Source organism: Haloleucobacter ellipsoideus, assembly GCF_052491725.1.
This window is the reverse complement of sequence record NZ_JBQWAR010000020.1, coordinates 436460-455350: the sequence shown is the minus strand read 5'-3', so window position 1 is coordinate 455350 and position 18891 is coordinate 436460. Positions and strand designations below refer to the sequence as shown.

At 63.0% G+C, this 18891-nt stretch carries 19 protein-coding genes; 11 read left to right on the top strand and 8 right to left on the bottom strand.

Going from position 1 to position 18891, the window contains the following annotated elements:
• Positions 1 to 175 precede the first annotated feature (175 nt).
• The 3 genes from ACT6QG_RS13930 to ACT6QG_RS13920 are packed head-to-tail and all read right to left on the bottom strand — an operon-like array spanning position 176 to position 2469.
• Positions 176 to 964, bottom strand: a complete 789-nt coding sequence (locus tag ACT6QG_RS13930) for an ABC transporter ATP-binding protein (RefSeq protein ID WP_444978162.1) — start codon at positions 962 to 964, stop codon at positions 176 to 178.
• Between the two features lie 9 nt (positions 965 to 973).
• A complete protein-coding gene (locus ACT6QG_RS13925; RefSeq protein ID WP_444978161.1) occupies positions 974 to 1756 on the bottom strand; it encodes an ABC transporter permease in 783 nt (260 codons plus the stop codon).
• Positions 1753 to 2469: an ABC transporter permease gene (locus tag ACT6QG_RS13920; RefSeq protein WP_444978300.1), complete on the bottom strand. Its 717-nt coding sequence runs from the start codon at positions 2467 to 2469 to the stop codon at positions 1753 to 1755. The genes ACT6QG_RS13925 and ACT6QG_RS13920 overlap by 4 nt, the downstream gene beginning before the upstream one ends.
• A gap of 311 nt (positions 2470 to 2780) precedes the next feature.
• Between ACT6QG_RS13920 and ACT6QG_RS13915 the strand changes: the two genes are divergently transcribed.
• Positions 2781 to 3821, top strand: coding sequence for a LacI family DNA-binding transcriptional regulator (locus ACT6QG_RS13915; RefSeq protein ID WP_444978160.1), 1041 nt, complete (start codon positions 2781 to 2783; stop codon positions 3819 to 3821).
• Positions 3822 to 3863: 42 nt separating this feature from the next.
• Here the strand turns inward: ACT6QG_RS13915 and ACT6QG_RS13910 are convergent, their stop codons facing one another.
• Complete coding sequence (locus tag ACT6QG_RS13910; RefSeq protein WP_444978159.1) at positions 3864 to 4880, bottom strand: Ldh family oxidoreductase; 1017 nt, start codon at positions 4878 to 4880, stop codon at positions 3864 to 3866.
• Positions 4877 to 5809: a hydroxyacid dehydrogenase gene (locus ACT6QG_RS13905; protein ID WP_444978158.1), complete on the bottom strand. Its 933-nt coding sequence runs from the start codon at positions 5807 to 5809 to the stop codon at positions 4877 to 4879. Before ACT6QG_RS13905 ends, ACT6QG_RS13910 begins: the two co-directional genes overlap by 4 nt.
• 701 nt (positions 5810 to 6510) lie before the next feature.
• Between ACT6QG_RS13905 and ACT6QG_RS13900 the strand changes: the two genes are divergently transcribed.
• Together ACT6QG_RS13900 and ACT6QG_RS13895 are read left to right on the top strand one after the other, a co-directional pair.
• Entirely contained in the window at positions 6511 to 7281 is a 771-nt protein-coding gene (locus ACT6QG_RS13900) for an ABC transporter ATP-binding protein (protein ID WP_444978157.1), read from the top strand.
• A gap of 151 nt (positions 7282 to 7432) precedes the next feature.
• The gene (locus ACT6QG_RS13895; protein ID WP_444978299.1) at positions 7433 to 8254 is read left to right on the top strand and encodes an ABC transporter permease; all 822 of its coding nucleotides are present in this window, start codon (positions 7433 to 7435) and stop codon (positions 8252 to 8254) included.
• A 54-nt stretch (positions 8255 to 8308) separates the two neighbouring features.
• Here ACT6QG_RS13895 and ACT6QG_RS13890 read toward each other — a convergent pair whose 3' ends face one another.
• Positions 8309 to 9061: a GntR family transcriptional regulator gene (locus ACT6QG_RS13890; RefSeq protein WP_444978156.1), complete on the bottom strand. Its 753-nt coding sequence runs from the start codon at positions 9059 to 9061 to the stop codon at positions 8309 to 8311.
• 190 nt (positions 9062 to 9251) lie between these two features.
• On the opposite strand from ACT6QG_RS13890, the gene ACT6QG_RS13885 reads away from it, so the two are divergent.
• The 8 genes from ACT6QG_RS13885 (at position 9252) to ACT6QG_RS13850 (ending at position 16024) form a co-directional block, all read left to right on the top strand.
• Positions 9252 to 10262, top strand: a complete 1011-nt coding sequence (locus tag ACT6QG_RS13885; RefSeq protein WP_444978155.1) for an ABC transporter substrate-binding protein — start codon at positions 9252 to 9254, stop codon at positions 10260 to 10262.
• 174 nt (positions 10263 to 10436) lie between these two features.
• Entirely contained in the window at positions 10437 to 11249 is an 813-nt protein-coding gene (locus tag ACT6QG_RS13880; protein ID WP_444978154.1) for a succinate dehydrogenase/fumarate reductase iron-sulfur subunit, read from the top strand.
• On the top strand, positions 11246 to 11575 hold the full coding sequence (locus ACT6QG_RS13875) for a succinate dehydrogenase (protein ID WP_444978153.1): 330 nt from the start codon (positions 11246 to 11248) through the stop codon (positions 11573 to 11575). The genes ACT6QG_RS13880 and ACT6QG_RS13875 overlap by 4 nt, the downstream gene beginning before the upstream one ends.
• Positions 11572 to 11958 carry a succinate dehydrogenase, cytochrome b556 subunit gene (locus ACT6QG_RS13870; RefSeq protein ID WP_444978152.1) on the top strand — a complete coding sequence of 129 codons (387 nt, stop codon included), beginning with the start codon at positions 11572 to 11574 and terminating at the stop codon, positions 11956 to 11958. Before ACT6QG_RS13875 ends, ACT6QG_RS13870 begins: the two co-directional genes overlap by 4 nt.
• A 6-nt stretch (positions 11959 to 11964) precedes the next feature.
• On the top strand, positions 11965 to 12696 hold the full coding sequence (locus ACT6QG_RS13865) for a sulfite exporter TauE/SafE family protein (protein WP_444978151.1): 732 nt from the start codon (positions 11965 to 11967) through the stop codon (positions 12694 to 12696).
• 9 nt (positions 12697 to 12705) lie between these two features.
• Positions 12706 to 13578: a fumarate hydratase gene (locus tag ACT6QG_RS13860; RefSeq protein ID WP_444978150.1), complete on the top strand. Its 873-nt coding sequence runs from the start codon at positions 12706 to 12708 to the stop codon at positions 13576 to 13578.
• 110 nt (positions 13579 to 13688) lie between these two features.
• The gene (locus tag ACT6QG_RS13855) at positions 13689 to 14300 is read left to right on the top strand and encodes a fumarate hydratase C-terminal domain-containing protein (protein WP_444978149.1); all 612 of its coding nucleotides are present in this window, start codon (positions 13689 to 13691) and stop codon (positions 14298 to 14300) included.
• Positions 14297 to 16024: an L-aspartate oxidase gene (locus ACT6QG_RS13850; protein WP_444978148.1), complete on the top strand. Its 1728-nt coding sequence runs from the start codon at positions 14297 to 14299 to the stop codon at positions 16022 to 16024. Before ACT6QG_RS13855 ends, ACT6QG_RS13850 begins: the two co-directional genes overlap by 4 nt.
• 58 nt (positions 16025 to 16082) lie before the next feature.
• On the opposite strand, the gene ACT6QG_RS13845 is transcribed toward ACT6QG_RS13850, so the two are convergent.
• Positions 16083 to 18236, bottom strand: coding sequence for a S9 family peptidase (locus ACT6QG_RS13845; RefSeq protein ID WP_444978147.1), 2154 nt, complete (start codon positions 18234 to 18236; stop codon positions 16083 to 16085).
• Positions 18233 to 18676 carry a peptide-methionine (R)-S-oxide reductase MsrB gene (gene msrB, locus ACT6QG_RS13840; protein ID WP_444978146.1) on the bottom strand — a complete coding sequence of 148 codons (444 nt, stop codon included), beginning with the start codon at positions 18674 to 18676 and terminating at the stop codon, positions 18233 to 18235. Before msrB ends, ACT6QG_RS13845 begins: the two co-directional genes overlap by 4 nt.
• Positions 18677 to 18891 lie beyond the last annotated feature (215 nt).

The following is an 18891-nucleotide window of genomic DNA, read 5'->3' as shown; positions in this document are numbered from 1 at the left end:
GTTCCTCCCGAATGTCACTGACTGGGCAGTGTGTCATCTGGCCGGTTCTGTTCTTTCCGGGCACAGGTCAGGCATGCCCCGGCAAGGCCATCGCCGGGGGTGGTTGTTCCGGTTGCGGTTTGTGGGTCCTCGTGCCGATCAGGCGCCGGCTGCTGGCCGGGCCGGAGAGGGGTCTCTAGTGCGCCTCTTCCAGCTTCTCCTCGCGCAGGGATTTCCAGATATGGGTCCGCAGATGGACGAAGGATTCGAGATCCATCACATCCTCGATGCGCGGATAATCTTCCCACCGTTCGGCAAGGCGGATGGACTTCACATCCACGATCTCCTTGATCCGTCCCGGGCGGCGGGTCATCACGGCCACCCTGTCGGCCAGATAGACCGCCTCCTCCACCCCATGGGTAATGAACAGGACGGTGCGCGGATTGCGCCGGGCAAGACGCACCAGCTCCTCCTGCATCACCACGCGGGTCTGGGCATCGAGCGCGCCGAAGGGCTCATCCATCAGCAGCACCTGCGGGTCCAGAACATAGGCGCGGGCGATTGACACGCGCTGCTGCATGCCGCCGGAAAGCTGATGGGGATAGGCGCTCTCATAGCCTTTCAGGCCGATCATCGCGATCGCCTCATGCACACGCTGGCGGCGTTCCTGCACGGGCACATTCTTGTTGCGCAGCCCCAGCTCGATATTCTCGAACACGGTTTTCCATGGAAAGAGGCCGAATTGCTGGAACACCACGGCCCGGTCCGGTCCCGGTTCCCTCACCTGCGTCTCGCCCACCAGAACCTTTCCGGCGGAGGGAAACTCGAATCCCGCAGCCATGCGCAGGCAGGTGGTCTTGCCGCAGCCGGAAGGCCCGACAATCGCGACAAATTCCTTGTCCGCCACTTCCAGGCTGATGCCTTCCAGCGCCTTGACCGAACCGCCGAAGCATTTGTCGACGGCATCAAAACGTATGCTGCTCATCTTGTCCTCTCAGGCTCTTCCGACGCGGCGATGGAGACGGGTCTCAAGCGCGCGCAGGGCGACGTCGATGAGGACGCCGACAAGTCCGATGGCGGCCATGCCGACCATCACGGTTGATGTGGAAACAGCGGACTGGGCCTGCACCATCATGTAGCCCACGCCCGTGGAGGCGACGATGAGTTCCGCCCCTACCAGTGACTGCCAGCCAAGGCCCGCGCCAATGCGCAGCCCCGCCACGATGGCCGGAACGGATGCGGGAAGCAGCACCTCCGTGATGATGCGGTGGGAGGGCGTTCCCAGCATTTCCGCAGCCTCGATATAGCGCGGGTCCACCTGACGCGCGCCGCGATAGGCATTGAGCAGGCAGGGCGGAAAGGCGCCGGTGAAGATGATCAGGACAGGCCCGCCAAAGCCGGTGCCGAACCAGAGCGCCGCAAATGGCACCCAGGCGATGGGCGCGATGAAGCGCAGCGCATCGAACAGTGGGGAGATGATGTCATCCAGCAGCCGGAAGCGCCCCATCAGCAGCCCGAGCGGCACGCCGACCGCAACCGCCAGAAGATAGCCCGCCGCGAAGCGTTCGAGGCTGGAATACAGGTGCTGGAGCAATGTGCCGCCGGCAAAGGCCTGTGTGGTCAGCATGGCCAGCCTCTGGATCAGCTCCAGCGGGCCGGGCAGAAAGGCGCGATTGACCAGTTCGCTGGCCGAGATCGTGGCCCAGAAGAGGAAGAAGCAGGCCAGCCCCAGCGCGCCCAGAAGAAGGCGTTTGTTCGGGTCGAGGGTCTCTGTCACAGCGCGCCTCCCCTTGCCGGAAGCCAGCTGAGGGCGCGATGCTCGATCCAGCCCAGAAGGGCGGTTGAGAGGGCGCCGAAAATGGCAACGCAGATCATGCCGACCAGAATCATGCCGGGATAGATGTCCTGCTGCGCCAGGTTCAGGAGGTGGCCAAGGCCCGCCAGGGCGCCGACCAGTTCGGCCGCGACAAGGGTGGTCCAGCTGGCCTGCAAGGAGAGGCGCAGGCCGGTGAAGATCATCGGGGCGGAGCCGGGGACCAGAACCTCGCGGACAAAGCGCAGGCGCGGCGTGCCCAGCATGGTGGCGGCCTCGATGATGGACCGGTCAATGCTGCGCACGCCCGCATGGGTATTGATGACCGAGGGAACGAAGGCCGCAAAGAAGATGACCAGCATCTTGGCGGCATCTGACAGGCCGAGCCAGAGAATGGCCAGCGGAATCCATGCCAGTGGCGGTATGGGCCGCAAAAGCATGAAGACAGGGTTCAGGAAGGCTTCTGCCGTCCGGCTCCAGCCCATCAGCAGGCCGAGCGGCACGCCGATGATGATGGACAGGGCAAAGCCCATCGCCACCAGTTTCAGGGATTGCAGCACATGTATGGGAAGGGTGGAGTCACCATATCCGCGAAACATCACCTGTGCCGCGGCGGACCATGTATCCGAGGGTGTGGGAAAACGACCGGACGGAACCAGTCCGGTCACGCTTGTCATCATGAACCATAAGCCAGCGAGTACGGCAAAAGCCGCAAGGCCGATGGCGGACCTGCGCCTTAACAACATGGACGTCCTCCCGTCACTGTCTGCCCCTCTGCGGGGGCATTGCGGCTTGCGCGGTTCATTGTGAACTCATTTATGCAAGCGCTTTCATTCAGGCTAACAGCATCTCCCTTCCTGTCAAGAATGATCGAACGAAAGTCTGATGAATTATGGGTGATCCGGCCTGGCATGCGGCGGAAAGCCCCTTCACTCCGGGGATGTAACCGTATACATGGATGGTTTGGTCTTGTCGGGCGGGGCATGTCATGCAGAAGAAAACCAAGGCGACACTGGCGGATGTGGCCCGGCTTGCGGGCGTTTCCACGGCCACGGTCTCGCGCGCCCTCTCCCGGCCGGACCTGTTGCAGGGCGAGACGCTGGAGCGGGTGCATTCCGCCATTTCCAGGCTCAATTATGTGCCCGCCGGCGCGGCGCGTGCGCTGGCCTCAGGCCGGACGATGACCATTGGCGCGGTCATGCCCACGCTGGATCACGCCATCTTCGCCCGCGCGCTTCATGCCATGCAGACCGAGCTGGCGGCCAATGGCTACCAGTTGCTGGTGGCCGCGCATGATTATGCGCCGGAGAATGAGGATACGGCCGTGCGCGCCATGCTCGCGCGCGGGGTGGATGCGCTGATGATCGTGGGGGCGGATCATCTGGACGAAACATGGAGCCAGCTGACACAGGCTTCCGTGCCGGTCCTGCTCACATGGTCTTTCGATCCGCGTGTGCCCTGCATCGGTTTTGACAATGAGCTTGCCGGGCAGATGACCGTGCGGCATCTGCTGGATCTGGGACATCGCCGGTTCGGCATGATTTCAGGCTTTCTCCACGCCAATGACCGCGCCCGCGCCCGCGTGGCGGGGGTGCGCAAGACATTGCAGGCGCATGGCATCGCTTTCACGGACGAGGATGTCGTGGAAACGCCTTTCACGCTTGCCGGCGGCAGGATGGGGCTGGCCCGGCTGATGAACCGCAAGGCCCCGCCCACGGCCATTATCGGGGGGAATGACGTGCTGGCGGTTGGGGCCGTGTTCGAGGCGCAGGCGGCCGGCTACCATGTGCCGGATGACATCTCGATTGTCGGGATCGATGATCTGGAGATTTCCGCCCATATCAACCCGCCGCTCACAACCGTTCATCTTCCGACGGCCGAACTCGGGCGGGCGGCCGCAACCTGCCTGCTTGCCCGCCTCAGGGGCGAGGGGGAGGGCGAGGGGCGCGGCAATCGCATTGAAATGCCGATCGAACTTGTGGTGCGGGGATCATCCGGGCCCGTGGGGGAGAGCAGGGCGCCCGGATGATCCATTCTCTGGCGCAGACGCCTGTGGGAGCGGTCTCGGTGTTCAGCCGGGGGGAAGGCCGGCGCGGGTTTTCAGGTCCGACAGAAGGGTGTCGGGAACCAGAATGCCCTCCTGGCGGGCTGTTGCGCGCAATGTGATGCGGCGATCTCCCGGCAGGCGCGTGCCGGGCTGTTCCAGAATGGCGGACAGCAATGTTTCGAGCCGCTCAGGAAAATCCGCGCCACCAAGGCGCACCGGGTCCATGACAATGAAGAGCTGGCCGATGCTGGGCGCTTCCCCTTCCGCCGTGAAGAAGGAGGACGCCTGAAAGCCGAACTGGCCTCCCGTCATGGCGGCGGCCAGAATTTCCACCATCAGCACCAGCGCGGCGCCCTTGGCATCCCCTATCGCCACCATGGTGCCCTGAAGGGCGGCCTTGGCATCCGTGGTGGGGCGGCCCGCGCTGTCCAGCGCCCAGTCATCGGGAATGGCCTCACCCTTCTGGGCCGCGACCATGATCTTTCCGCGGGCCACCTTGCTGAGGGAGGCATCGATCACCAGAGGGGCGCCGGCCCTGCGGGGGGCGGCAAAGGCGACCGGATTGGTGCCGAAAATCCCCCTTGAGCCGCCCCAGGGGGCAATGCCGGCCGGGGAGTTGGAGAAGGCGAGCGCACAGAGCCCTTTTTCTGCAAGGCTCTCCACATGGTGCCCGAGCACCCCGGCATGATGGGATGCAAAAATACCCACGCCTACGCAGCCCATGTCACGGACGCGTTCGGCTGCCGCATCCAGCCCGGCGCAGATGGCGGGGAAAGCCAGACCTGTGCCGGCATTGACGCGCAATGTGGCCGGGGCGGTCCATTCCAGCCGGGGCGTGGCACGGCCATCCACCTTGCCGCTTGCAAGCTGATCCGCATAGGCCGGAAGGCGGGAGAGGCCATGGCTGGCAATGCCATCCGCCTCCGCTGCAACAAGGGCCTCCGCCGTGGTGCGTGCGGAAGCGGGAGAGCAGCCGGCATGTTCCAGAACCGCAATGGCCAGCCTGCGGGCATCATCCAGTGACAGGCGCGCATTCATCATGCTTGCTCCTTCAGAAGCTGCAACACGGCATCGGCAATGACGCCGCTCACGCGCACATTCGATTCCTGCGTGACGCCGGCAATATGCGGGGTGAGAACGAGATTGGGCACACCGGCCAGAACGGTGCCGGCGGGCAGGGGTTCGGTTTCAAACACATCCAGCATGGCGCCGGCGAGATGGCCGGATTTGAGCGCATCGGCAAGGGCGGCTTCATCCACGACCCCGCCGCGGGCGGCATTGATGAGCACGGCCCCCGGTTTCATGCGGGCGAGAGCAGCCGCATCGATCAGGTTGCGTGTGTCCGGCGTCAGCGGGACATGCAGGCTGATGGCGTCACTGTGCGCCAGCAGTTCCTCCAGCTTCACCGGGCGTGTCTCATGGGCGGCAAAGGCTGGGTGATCTGCCGGCAGGAAGGGATCATGCGCCAGTACCGCCATGCCCAGCGCCCGGGCCCGACGGGCGGTTTCCCGCGCGATGGCGCCGAACCCGATGAGGCCGAGGGTCTTGCCGCTGGTTTCCCGGCCCATCAGCCGGTTGCGCGGCCATGTGCCATCCATCACATCGCCTGTGGCGAGATAGGCGCCGCGCAGGAGCATCATCACACCGCAGATCACATATTCAGCGACGGCAATATCATTCGCGCCGCTCGCCGGGCGCACGGCAATGCCCTTTGCCTCGCAGGCCGCCACATCAATATTGTCCAGCCCCACACCAAGGCGACCCACCATGACCAGCTTCCGGCCCACCGCGATGAGGGGGCCGCGCACCTGTGTGCGGTTGCGCACGATGAGGATTCTGGCATCGGCGAGAAGAGCGGCAAGTTCTTCGGGCTTGTCTGCAAGGGTGGGGTCATAGTGCAGGTCATGTATCTCGCGCAGGCGGTCCAGCGCGTCCTGATCCATGAATTCGGTGACGACGATATCGGGCATGGCGGGTCCTGATGGCTGCGGAAAGTCGGGGCAAGACAGGTATGATATGTCTTATATAATATATAAAATAAGAAAAGACACAACCCCGCCTCCATTCTGTTCCGCATGGAGGCGGAGGAATGGGTGAAGGGCGCCAACCCATTCATGTGATGGTGGAATTTCAAGTCCGGAGCGGCGCTTGCGGGCCGGGATATATTCTTGCGGGCCATGCGCTGATGAAACAAGCAGGCAGACAGAGTTTCCGCGCGCTCTGAACAGGGGGCAAAGCCTTACCAATCCTTGTTCATTCAGATCTGTTGTCAAAGTCAATCAGAGCGTTGATTGATTCAGGCCTGTTTCTGCCATATCATGTGTCTTATAAATGATATTAGACTTATTTACAGCTTGCCTGCCATAGTCTAGCATCATTCCAGCAGGGCTGCTCTCCATTGTGCGGAGAGTGTGGGCTCTGGGGTGAACCGGTACCTGGCCGTGAAGGCATGCGATTGGGTGGCACGCCAAACACCCGCACATGGCATCGCATGGGCATATCCCTCTCCGGTATTTCCGGTGGATCTGCGCTTTCCCGTCCCGGTTGCCTGAAGAGAGGACGCAAAACCGGGCCGCCATGCCCGTCATCCGGATATTTCAGGACCATCGCAAGAGTATCCCGCTCAAACAAGGCCAGAAGGCCGTGGCGGAAATTCCCGAGGGAGGGACGCATGGGTTCGTATAAACCTCTTCTGGAGGTGAGTGGCGTCACGCTGCAATATAAAACGCCAAATCATCTGATTACGGCCACCTATCGGGTGGACTTCAATGTCTTCACAGCAGACAGGTTCATTCTTCTGGGGCCTTCGGGATGTGGAAAGTCCACCCTGCAAAAGGCTGTTGGCGGATATATCACGCCGACCGAGGGCGAGATGCGTCTCAAGGGGCAGGTGATCCATGCGCCGGGGCCGGATCGCATGATGGTGTTTCAGGAATTCGACCAGCTTCTGCCCTGGAAAACCGTGCGCCAGAATGTGGCGTTTGCCCTTGTCGCCTCGCGCCGCCTGAGTGCGGCGGAAGCAGACGACCGGGCCATGCACTATATTGAAAAGGTGCATCTCACCAAATTTGCGGACAGCTATCCGCACATGCTCTCCGGCGGCATGAAGCAGCGTGTCGCCATTGCCCGCGGGATGGCCATGGAGCCCGATATTCTGCTGATGGATGAACCATTTGCGGCTCTCGATGCGCTGACCCGCCGCCGGATGCAGGATGAGCTTCTGGCCCTGTGGGACGAGACAAAGTTCACGGTTCTGTTCGTCACCCATTCCATTGCCGAAGCCATCAAGATTGGCAGCCGCATCCTCCTGCTTTCACCGCATCCGGGCCGGGTCAAGGCTGAACTGAACAGCACCACCTGCCCGGAGCGGGCCCATGAGCTTGAGCAGCAAATCCAGCACATGCTGTTTGCAGAAGACGTGGGAGAGACGGCAAATGCTTGATATTGCAGATACCTCACACGCTCGCCCGATGCCGTCATCCTCCCGGTCCAAGCCTTTGGGGGCGTCCATGTCTTCTTCCGCCACCTCCTCTTCATCCAGCCCTGTCACCCGGGAACTTGCCGATCGCCCGGAGATCTATCGCAAGGATGATATGAATGAGAGCATCACGGTGGTTGAAAAGCCGCTGTCTGTTTTTGAAACGGTTTACAATATTGGCTTCGTTCGCAAGCTTCTTATTCTGGCGGCCTTGGCCCTGTTGTGGGAGGCTTATGGCCGGTATATCAATAATGAGCTGCTGTTTCCCACGTTTACAGCCACCATTACAGCCTTTTTCCATGGTGTGATGAGCGGTGTGCTGCCAGACCGGGCGTGGGGCTCCCTGCGGGTGCTATTCATCGGTTATGCCATCGGCATTGCTCTTGCGGGTGTCCTGACAGCGGTGGCGATGGCGTCACGCATCGGCACCGACTTTCTTGAAACCATGACCTCCATGTTCAACCCGCTGCCGGCCATTGCCCTGCTGCCGCTGGCACTGATCTGGTTCGGGCTTGGCACGGCGTCTCTTGTTTTCGTGCTGGTGCATTCGGTGACATGGGCGATTGCGCTCAACACCCATTCCGGCTTCCTCGGGGTGAGCAAGACGCTGAAGATGGTGGGGCGCAATTATGGGCTTGCCGGCCCGCGCTTTATCTGGACCATCCTCATCCCGGCCGCGTTCCCCTCGATCCTCACCGGCCTGAAGATCGGCTGGGCCTTCGCATGGCGCACCCTGATCGCAGCGGAACTGGTGTTCGGTGTCTCTTCCGGTTCCGGCGGTCTTGGCTGGTTCATCTTCGAGAACAAGAACATGCTGGATATTCCCAATGTGTTCGCAGGTCTCCTGACAGTCATCATCATCGGTCTTGTGGTGGAAAACCTGATTTTCCAGACTCTGGAAAAGCGCACCATCCAGCGCTGGGGCATGCACGCCTGAGGCGGAAGCGGCAGATGTCGCGGTGAAGAGGGTGGCCGGTTCAACTGGTCACCCTCAATCCAGTTCGGTCTGGTATTTCAGTCTGGCGCTCCAGCTCTGGCGATATTCCACCCGTCGCCCGTCAAGGCCGAACGAGATGCGGCGCACATGCAGGACAGGTTCGCCGGTTTTGGTGCCCAGGGCCTCTGCAATGGCGGCATCTGCGCTATCCAGGCCGATCTGGTCCTGTGTCCGCATGATGGTGACGCCACAGCGCTTCTGGTAAAAGACATATATCTCCTCGCTGATATCCGCTCCCGTCTTCAGGTCGAGCCGTGCAAACATCTCGGCGGGCAGGATGACCTTTTCATAGACGAGTGGCTCGCCCGCCTCGCTGCGTGTGCGCAGCAGCACCAGAACCTTCTCATGCGCATCCAGTTCAAGCTGCCGGCGCTCCTCCAGCGTCGCATTGCGGACGGACTGGCGCAGCAAATGGGCAACCGGATCGAGCGGGCGGCCATCGGCATGCACGAAGCGCAGGAAGCGGAAGCGCGATTGCGCGCTGGAATGCGCGACAACCTGCGTGCCCCGCCCATGCTGGCGCTCCAGAATGCCTTGTGAAACAAGGTCTTCCATGGCCTTGCGGATCGTGCCGATGGAGACGCCCAGCTCCGTACAGAGCTGTTGCTCGCTCGGCAGATATGAGCCGGGCCTCCAGATGCCATCAATGATGCGCTTTACCAGAAGATCGCGGATCTGCTGGTAAAGCGGGCGGGCCTCCAGACGGACCGGATGATCCGTCACGCGTGGAGTTTGATCTAATGTCATATATATGACCTATGACTATTGACACAAGTTTCAGAGAGCGTACTCTGAATGTGACGCTACACAATCATAAAAACGTCGCGGGGAGCGCTCTTTGAAACCTGTCAAACAGGGAGGGGTGTTTTCCGGTCTGGAGGCGGGAGCGTTGAACCGGCAGAAAACACGCCGGCATGCTCTCTCAGGGAGAACGCCAATGGGTTCATATTTCAAGAACGCGGCTTTTGCGGCTGCGGCCGTGCTCGCGGCCAGCCTTGTCTTGCCGGCACAGGCGGAAACGCAAACCGTGCGCCTCGCCAAGCAGTTCGGCATTTCCTATCTGCCCATGACGGTGATGGAGGAAAAGGGCCTGATCGAGCAGGAGGGCGCCAAGCGCGGGCTGAAGCTGAAAGCCGAGTGGCTGCGCTTCACCGGCGGCTCCGGCATGAACGAGGCGCTGCTCTCGGGCAATCTGGATGTGGCGGGCGGGGGTGTGGGGCCCATGCTCACCATCTGGGGGCGCACGCGCAACAACATGCAGGTGAAGGGCATCGCCTCTCTCAATGCCATGCCCCTGTATCTGGTGACGGTCAATCCCGACGTGAAATCGCTGAAGGACTTCAAGGGCACGGACAAGATTGCCGTGCCGGCTGTGAAGACCTCCATTCAGGCGGTGACATTGCAGATGGCCGCGGAGAAGGAGTTCGGCCCCGGGCAGCAGAACAGGCTGGACAAGCTCACCGTCTCCATGGGCCACCCGGATGCACAGCTGGCCATGATGGGGGGCAAGTCCGAGGTCACCGCCCATTTCGGCTCCTCGCCCTTTCAGGAAGCGGAGCTGAAGGATCCACGCGCCCGCAAGGTGGTGGACAGTTACGAGGTTCTTGGCGGGCCGCACACCTTCAATGTGTTGTGGGCGACCAGCAGGTTTGCCAGGGAAAAGCCGGAAGCCGTGGAAGCCATCATTGCCGCGCTTGAGGAAGCCAATCGCATGATCCGGGAAGATCCCGAGGGCATGGCAGAGCTGTGGATCAAGGCAGAGAAGGTGAACATGGACCCGAAGGAGGCCGCCGACATCATTCGCGCGCCGGCCAATGAGTGGACCACGACACCGAAAAATGTCCTGAAATATCTCGATTACATGCATCGAGCCGGACTTGTGACCTCGAAAACAGATGACTGGAAGGATCTGTTCTTCGAGAATATTCACGACGCATCGGGCAGCTGACACCATCTGGATGGGTGGCATGGGTGATGGAGCGCGTTCTCCCGGTCGCCCGCAGCCGCCCATCCCCCTCCGGCCCCCTGCGGCATGCGCAAGCCCGCAGCCAGGGCGGCAGGACCGTCACGGATTTTGAATGCGCTCCCGGGATTTTCCCCGGCGCAAACCGGATACGCACCCATGAACAAGATCACGCCTGTGGAGCGGTCGGCGCATGCGCCGCTCGAACGGTCCCTGCTGGTCCGCGTCTGGCGCGGCAAGGCGGGTGATCGTCCCGAAGACGGCGCATTCGAGGACTTCCCCGTGCCGCGCCGGCCCAACCAGACCATTCTGGATGTGGTGACAGAGATCCAGCGCGGTCAGGACCCCACCTTGTCATACCGTTTCGCCTGCCGGGTGGGCATGTGCGGCTCCTGCGCCATGGTGGTGAATGGCCGCCCGCGCTGGACATGCCGCACCCGGGTGGATGCGGTGACGCAGGACGATGTTCTGGTTCTGGAGCCGCTGCGCAATCTGCCCGTGGTGAAGGATCTGGCGGTGGATATGGAGCCCTTCTTCGAGAAGTGGCGTGATGCGCATGGCTATTTCGAGCCCGGCCCCAATCCCCCGGATGATTTCGCGACTGTACGGCCAGACAGTGCAGAGCGGCAGGAGGCGGATGCCGGCATTGAATGCATCAATTGCGGCGTGTGTTACTCCGCCTGTGATGTTGTGGCCTGGAACCCGGACTATTTCGGCCCGGCCGCACTCAACCGCGCATGGACATTGGTGAATGACGCGCGCGACAAGGGCCGGCAGGCACGCCTTTCGGCGGTATCGGGCGATGTGGGCTGCCATTCCTGCCACAGCCATATGAGCTGCACCGAATTCTGCCCCAAGGGTCTTTCACCCACCTTTTCCATTGCCGGCCTGAAGCGTGCAACGGCGGCGGATGCCGGCTTCTCGCTCTCGCGCCTTCTGGGCTGGGGGCAAAAGCGGGGAGATGCATCATGACGCCCCTTCTTTATGTCGCCCAGCGCGGTTCCGCGGTGGTGCTGGCGCTGGCGGTCGCGGTGCATCTGGCCACCATGATCCATGCGGTTCGCGGGGGGCTCAGTGCTGGCGAGATTCTGGCACGCACGCAGGGAAATGGCTGGTTTCTGGCCTTCTATGTCCTGTTCGTGCTGGCGGCCGCTGTGCATGCACCCATCGGCCTGCGCAGTGTCGTTCGTGAGTGGAGCCATTGGCGCGGGCGCTCGCTGGATGTGGTGATGCTGGGCTTCGCCCTGTTCATCGTGGTTTTTGGCCTGCGGGCCGCGCTTGCGGTGTATCTGCCATGAACACAACAACACGCCCTGTCTCCCTTCCGCAGATGAGCGGCCCGCTTCGCGCGGCGCACCGCAAGCCGGGCTTTGTCGCGGCGTTGCTCCACCGGCTTTCGGGTGTTGCCCTCGCGCTTTTCCTGCCCATGCACTTCATCGTGCTGGGGCTGGCGCTGGGTGGAGCAGACCGGCTGGACAGCTTTTTCGCCATCACCCAGTACTGGCCGGTCAAGCTGGCCGAATGGGGCATGGTGAGTGCGCTGGCCGTGCATATGGCGCTGGGGCTGCGCATTCTGGCCATTGAATGGTTCTCCCTGCGCGGCAATACAGCTGCGGTGGTGGCCGGCTGCATTGCCGCGGGTCTCGGCGTGGGCCTGCTGTTCCTGCTGAACCTGTGGTGAGCGGCCATGCTGGGCATATCCCTTGCCACCTTGTCTGTGCTGTGGGCCGGCGCTTTTGTGGGAGCCCTTGCAGGGGGCGGGGCGGGCTTTGCCTTTGCGGTTGCCGCTTCCGCCATCTGGCTGCATGCGCTCGATCCGCTCCAGACGACAGCCTTGACCGTTGCCTGTGGCAGCATCCTGCATTTCGCCCTGGTGTGGCCGATCCGCCGTTCCATTGATGGCCCGCGTCTGGCGCCCTTCCTCCTTGGCGCGATGATTGGCGTGCCTCTGGGCGTGGTGCTGCTGACACATGTGAACCCGCTGCCCCTGAAACTGGCGCTGGGCACGGGGCTTGTTGCCTATGCGCTTTATGCCCTGCTTGCCCCGCGCCTGCCGCATGTGGCGGGAGGGGGCGTGGTGGCGAATGCCGGGGTGGGGCTTCTGGGCGGTATCCTCGGCGGGATTGGCGGCTATTCCGGCGTGCTGCCAACCATCTGGACCCAGCTGCGCGGCTGGCCGAAGGAGATGGCGCGCGGTGTGTACCAGCCCTTCATCCTGTTTGCCCATGTGCTCACGCTGATTGTGGTGGGCTTTGTCGGCATCGAGCCGGATTCCTACCTGCTGATTGCCCTGTCCCTGCCGCCGCTGGCGCTGGGCGCCTGGGCCGGCCTGAAGATCTATGGCCGGCTGGATGAAAGACGTTTCCGGCAGATGCTGTCCCTGATGATCCTGGGATCGGGCCTTCTGCTTCTGGTTTAGGAGATGATGATGGAACTGCAACTGGATGAAGTGGAAAAGGTGTGCTCGGATCTTTATGTGCGCGCGCTGAAGCTCCTGCCGCCGGATATCAAGGCCGGTTTCGGCCGCCTGCTGGAGAGCGAGACGGATGAAACCGGCCGCGCCATTCTTGGCACCATGGTGCGCAATATTGAGGTTGCGGAGAAAACACGGAACATTCTGTGTCAGGATACTGGCATTCCCATCTACAATGTCACCATCGGCCGCAATGTCATCTTTGATGGTGCGGGCCTGAAACAGGCGATAAGGCGGGGGGCCGAGCGTTCGACGCGGGAAAACTCGCTGCGCTCATCCGTGGTGCATCCGATCACCCGCAGGAATGAACAGACCTCCTGCGGCATTCGCGTGCCGGTGATCCATGTGGATTTCGATGAGCGCGAGGAAACCGTGTCCATCGAGATGATCCCCAAGGGGTCCGGCTCGGAAAACGGCTCCTATCTCCAGATGCTGCTGCCCTCTGACGGCATCACGGCGGTGAAGCGCTTCGTGGTGGACAGGGTGATCGATCTGGGCGGCCGGGTGTGCCCGCCCACCATTGTGGGGGTGGGCATTGGCGGCACATCAGACCTGTGCATGCATCTGGCCAAGATTGCCGCCACCCGCCCGCTGCGTACCACCTGTCCAGATCCGGAAGGCGCGAAGATCGAGGCGGAGCTGTCACGGGCGGTGAACGAGCTGGGCATCGGCCCGCAGGGGCTGGGAGGGCGCTCCACCGCCTTTGCGGTGCATGTGGAAGTGGCGGCCACCCACATCACCCAGAACCCGGTTGCCGTGAATATCCAGTGCCATTCGGCCCGTCGCGCCGTTGCCACCATCACGCCGGGCGGCATCGATTTCCAGTAGATCCGGACACAGCCGCCCCCGGGGGCGGAAAATGACTAAGCAGGACAAAGGGATGGAGTGTCTTTCCGCACACGGGAGCGGACGGGACAGGCTCCATGCAGGAGACGCCAATGGCCCATCATGTTCTTGAAATGCCCATCACTGCCGAAAAGGCGCGTGCATTGCGCATCGGCGATACGGTGACGCTCCAGCGCACCCTTTATGGCATTCGCGATGCCACCCTCATCCATATGTTCGACAAGGACCGCCGCACGCGGATGGATCTGGATGGACACGCTGTCATCCACACCGCGCCCAATGTGCACCGGGTGGAGAAATCCCCCGAGGCGCCAGCCGGCTTCACGCCTTTCTGCATCGGCACCACCACCTCCATGCGCATGGAGCGCTTCACGCAGAAGCTGATGGCGCGTGAGGGGGTGCGGCTCATCATTGGCAAGGGCGGCATGGGGCCGGCTACATCCGCTGCTTTCCATGAGATGGGCGGGGCTTATCTGGCCATTGTGGGCGGTGCGGCGGCGCTGGAAACCACATGGATCGAGCAGATCGAGGATGTGGACATGGAGGATCTGCTGCCCGAATGCCTGTGGCGCTTCCGTATCCGTGATTTCGGTCCGCTTCTGGTGGGCATGGATGCCCATGGCGGCTCGCTTTACGCGCAGGTGCAGGAGGATGTGGCCTCCCGGCGCGATGCCATTCTCAAGAGCATTGGAGCACTGGCATGAACAGGATTCCAGGGCGCCAGACCGACATTCTCATCCTCGGCTCCGGCGGGGCCGGGCTGTTCGCCGCCCTGCACGCGAAAAAGACCGCGCCGGACCTGCATGTGACGGTGGCGGTGAAGGGCCTTCTGGGCAAGTGCGGCTGCACGCGCATGGTGCAGGGCGGCTACAATGTGGCACTTGCACCGGGAGACTCGGTGGAGCGCCATTTCATGGATACCATCGAGGGCGGCAAGTGGCTGAACAATCAGGATCTGGCCTGGAATCTGGTGGTGGAGGCGCAACGGCGCATCCGCGAGCTGGAAACGGAGCTGGGCTGCTTCTTCGATCGCAACCCGGATGGCTCGGTGCACCAGAAGGCCTTTGCCGGCCAGACCTTCGACCGCACCGTCCACAAGGGTGACCTCACCGGCATCGAGATCATCAACCGCCTGTCGGAACAGGTGTGGCGGCGTGATGTGGCGCGGCTGGAAGACCACCGCGCGCTGGACCTCATTCCCGCCGCCGACGGGTCCGGCCTCGGCGGGGTGCTGATGCTGGACATGCGCACCGGGGAACCGGTTCTGGTCCAGGCGCGGGCGGTGCTGCTGGCCACCGGTGGCGGGCCCACCATGTACAAGTTCCACACCCCCTCGGGCGACAAGTCCTGCGATGGGCTGGCCATGGCCCTGCGCGCGGGCCTGCCGCTGCGCGACATGGAGATGGTGCAGTTCCACCCCACCGGCCTTCTTGCCGGCCCCGGAACGCGCATGACCGGCACGGTGCTGGAGGAGGGGTTGCGCGGGGCTGGTGGCTGGCTTCTGGACCGCACGGGAGAGCGGTTCATGCATCTGTATGATCCGCGCAACGAGCGCGCCACCCGCGACATTGTCAGCCGCTCCATCATGCGCCGCATCCGCGATGGCTATGCCACGGAAAATGGCGGCGTCCATATCCAGATGGCGCATCTGGGCGTGGAGCATGTGCGCAAGACCTTCAAGGGCATGGTGGAGCGCTGCGCCGATTGCGGGTTCGATCTTGCCGCCGGCCGGGTCGAGGTCATTCCCACCGCCCATTACATGATGGGCGGCGTGGTGTTTGGCCAGAACTGCGCCACCGCCATGCCCCGCCTGTATGCGGCTGGCGAGGATACGGGCGGCGTGCACGGGGCTAACCGGCTGGGCGGCAATGGGGTGGCCAATTCCACCGTGTTCGGCGGTGTCGCCGGCGCGGCCATGGCGCGGGAGATCGACCGGCGCGGGGCGCTTCCCGATTGCGATCCGGCAGCGCTTGAGGCCGCGATGGCGCGCGCTTTCTCGCCTCTTGGCAGGGATGCGCGCGAGCTGCCCGCCATCCGCGAGGCCCTCTATGAAACCATGTGGAGCGATGTCGGCATATTGCGCACGGCGGACGGGCTGAAACGGGCCGCCATGGTGCTGGAGGATCTTTCCGCCGCCATCGCCCGGGCGGGCGCGCCAGATGGGGAGCGCCGCTACAACATGACATGGATGGACCGGCTGAACCTCGAAAACCTGGTGCAGGTGAGTCGCGCCATCTGCGCCGCCGCACTGGCGCGGGAGGACAGCCGGGGCGCGCATTTCCGCGAGGACTTCCCCGAAACATCAGACCTTGCCACCTCCCGTTACACGGTGGTGCGGCAGGCCGGGGAACAGGTGGAGATTTCAACCGAGCCGGTCATCTTCACCCGTATCCGCCCCGGCCAGTCCCTGCTGGATGATGCGGCGTGAGGAAGGCGGCCGCCGGAATGTCAAACCCCGCCAGAGAGGATCTGGCGGGGCTTTCTTGTCAGTCCGCCGGTTGCGGAGCCTTGTCCTGCAAGCCCACGGTCGCCAGCGCAAAGGCGTGGGAGAGGGCGACTTCATCCAGCCTGTCGAACCGGCCGGAGGCCCCGCCATGGCCCGCATCCATATTGGTGCGCAGGAGAATGGGGTTTTCAGACATGTTGGCCGCCCGCAGATGCGCCACCCACTTGGCGGGCTCCCAATAGGTCACGCGCGGGTCTGTCAGCCCGGCCAGCGCGAAAATGGCCGGATAGGGCTGGGCCTTCACATTGTCCACCGGCGAATAGGCGCGGATGCGCCGGAAGGCGTCCGCATCGGTGATGGGGTTGCCCCATTCGGGCCATTCGGGCGGGGTGAGGGGGAGCGTGTCATCCAGCATGGTGGCGAGCACATCCACAAAGGGCACTTCGGCAATGATGCCGGCGAAGAGGTCCGGCCGCATATTGGCGATCGCCCCCATCAGCATGCCGCCGGCCGAGCCGCCATGGGCGACGATGCGGTCCGGCCTTGTGAAGCCCTGCGCGACCAGATAGTCCCCCGCCGCGATGAAATCGGTGAAGGTGTTGGTCTTCCTGTCCAGCTTGCCGTCCTTGTACCAGCGCCAGCCCTTGTCCGTGCCGCCGCGAATATGGGCGATGGCATAGATGAAGCCGCGATCCACCAGTGACAGGCGGCTGGTGGAGAAGCTGGCCGGAATGGTGATGCCATAGGCGCCATAGCCATAGAGCAGCAGCGGGGCGGACCCATCCAGCACCGTGCCCTTGCGCCAGAGCAGGGAGACAGGCACCGTTTCACCATCTCCCGCCGGGGCGAGGATGCGGCGGGTCTCGTAATCCTCCGGATTATGGCCGGAAGGCACCTCCTGCCTTTTGAGCAGGGCACGCGCGCGGCTTGCCATGTCATAAGCCCACACCTCGGAAGGGGTGGTCATGGAGGAATAGGTGAAGCGGATTTCGCTGGTCTCGAACGGATAGGCCCCGTTCAGCCCCAGCGCATAGGCTTCCTCCGCAAAGGAAATGGCATGCTCATCACCTGTCGCCAGTGCGCGGATGGTGATGCGCGGCAGCCCGCCCTCCCGCTCCAGCCGCACCATATGGCCGGCAAAGACGGTGTTGGAAAGGATCATGCGCCCGGCAAAATGGGGCACCAGATCGCGCCAGTGCGCCTTTTGTGGTGTGGCCACGGGGGTATGGACGATCTTGAAATCCTCCGCCCCGTCCGCATTGGTCAGCATGATCAGGCTGTCCACACCGTTCAGGGCCGGGTGGTGCTCCACATCATAGCGCAGCCCCACCGTGCGGGGGGTGACGAGACGCGGGCGGGCGTCATCATCACCCAGATCGAGCAGATGGACTTCCGATGTTTCATGATCGCCACAGGCGATGAGGCCAAATGCGCGGGACTGGGTCTCCCCCAGCGAGACGAAGAAGCCCTTGTCCTGTTCCTCATAGATCAGGACATCGCTCTCCGGCGCGGTGCCCAGCACATGACAGAACACCTGTGAGGGGCGGTGCTCTTCATCTCGGCGGATATAATAGAGCCGGGTGCCGGCGCTGTTCCACAACAGGTCTCCCGTGGTGCCGGAAATGGTATCCGGCAGATCCGCGCCAGTGGACAGATCACGGATGCGGATATCATAGAGTTCCGCACCGGAACTGTCGGCAGACCATGCCAGGCGCGCATGGTCATGACTGTGTTTCCAGCCGCCGAAATGGAAATAGCTCTTGCCTTCCGCTTCCCGGTCACCATCCAGCAGGATGACTTCCGTGCCATCGGGAAGCGCCTTGCGACAGGCGAGCGGATGCTGGCCGCCCTCGCGGTGGCGGCTGTAATAGGCAAAGGCGCCATCGGGGGCGGGCACGGAGGAGTCATCCTCCCGGATGCGTCCGCGCATTTCCCTCACCAGCGTGCCGCGCAGCTCGGCCAGTGGCGCGAAGAAGCTGTCTGCATAAGCATTCTCGGCTTCCAGCCATGTCCTGATCTCGCCGGGCAGGGCGGAGGGGTCGCGCATCACCTCGCGCCAGTTTTCCGCGCGCAACCAGCCATAGTCATCGCTCAGGGCAATGCCATGCACCGTGCGGACAACGGGGTGACGGGCGGCCGGAGCGGGAGGCGCGGGCAACCGGGCAGCGGTGCCGGGGGCTGAAGGAGAGGTCATGCTTTGCTTTCGTCATCCAGGGCGAAGGAGAGGGCCGTGCCATTCATGCAGAAACGCAGGCCCGTAGGGGGCGGTCCATCAGGGAAGACATGGCCCAGATGGCTGTCACAGCGCGCGCAGCAGACCTCGATGCGCCGCATGCCATGCGACACGTCCTCATGCAATGCCAGCGCATTCTCGCTGATGGGAGAGAAGAAGCTGGGCCAGCCGGTGCCGGAATCAAACTTGGTGTGGGAGCTGAAGAGCGGGGTGCCGCAGGCCACGCAGCTATAGGTGCCCTCGCGCTTTTCATCCCAGTAGGGGCCGGTGAAGGCGCGTTCCGTGCCCTGCTCGCGGGCGACGCGGAACTGCTCGGGGGTGAGGCAGGCCCGCCATTCGCTTTCACTGCGGACAATCTTCTCCCCCGCGGGGGGTGGGGGTGTGTGTGAATCCGAGGCCATGATGTGTCTCCGCGAACAGATGTTCCGCCATGCGGGCCGGCATGTTCCCGCAGATAGGCAGGCGATGGCTATACCGCAAGGTAAGGGTGGATTCTTGCGCAAAATGGTGGAGAAACAATGATTGCTTCGCTGAAGGCCGGAAGCTCCACCCCGCACAAACTGTTAAAATCATGGCGTTTAAAGAATTGTACGGGTGTTGTTGAAAATGTACTTGC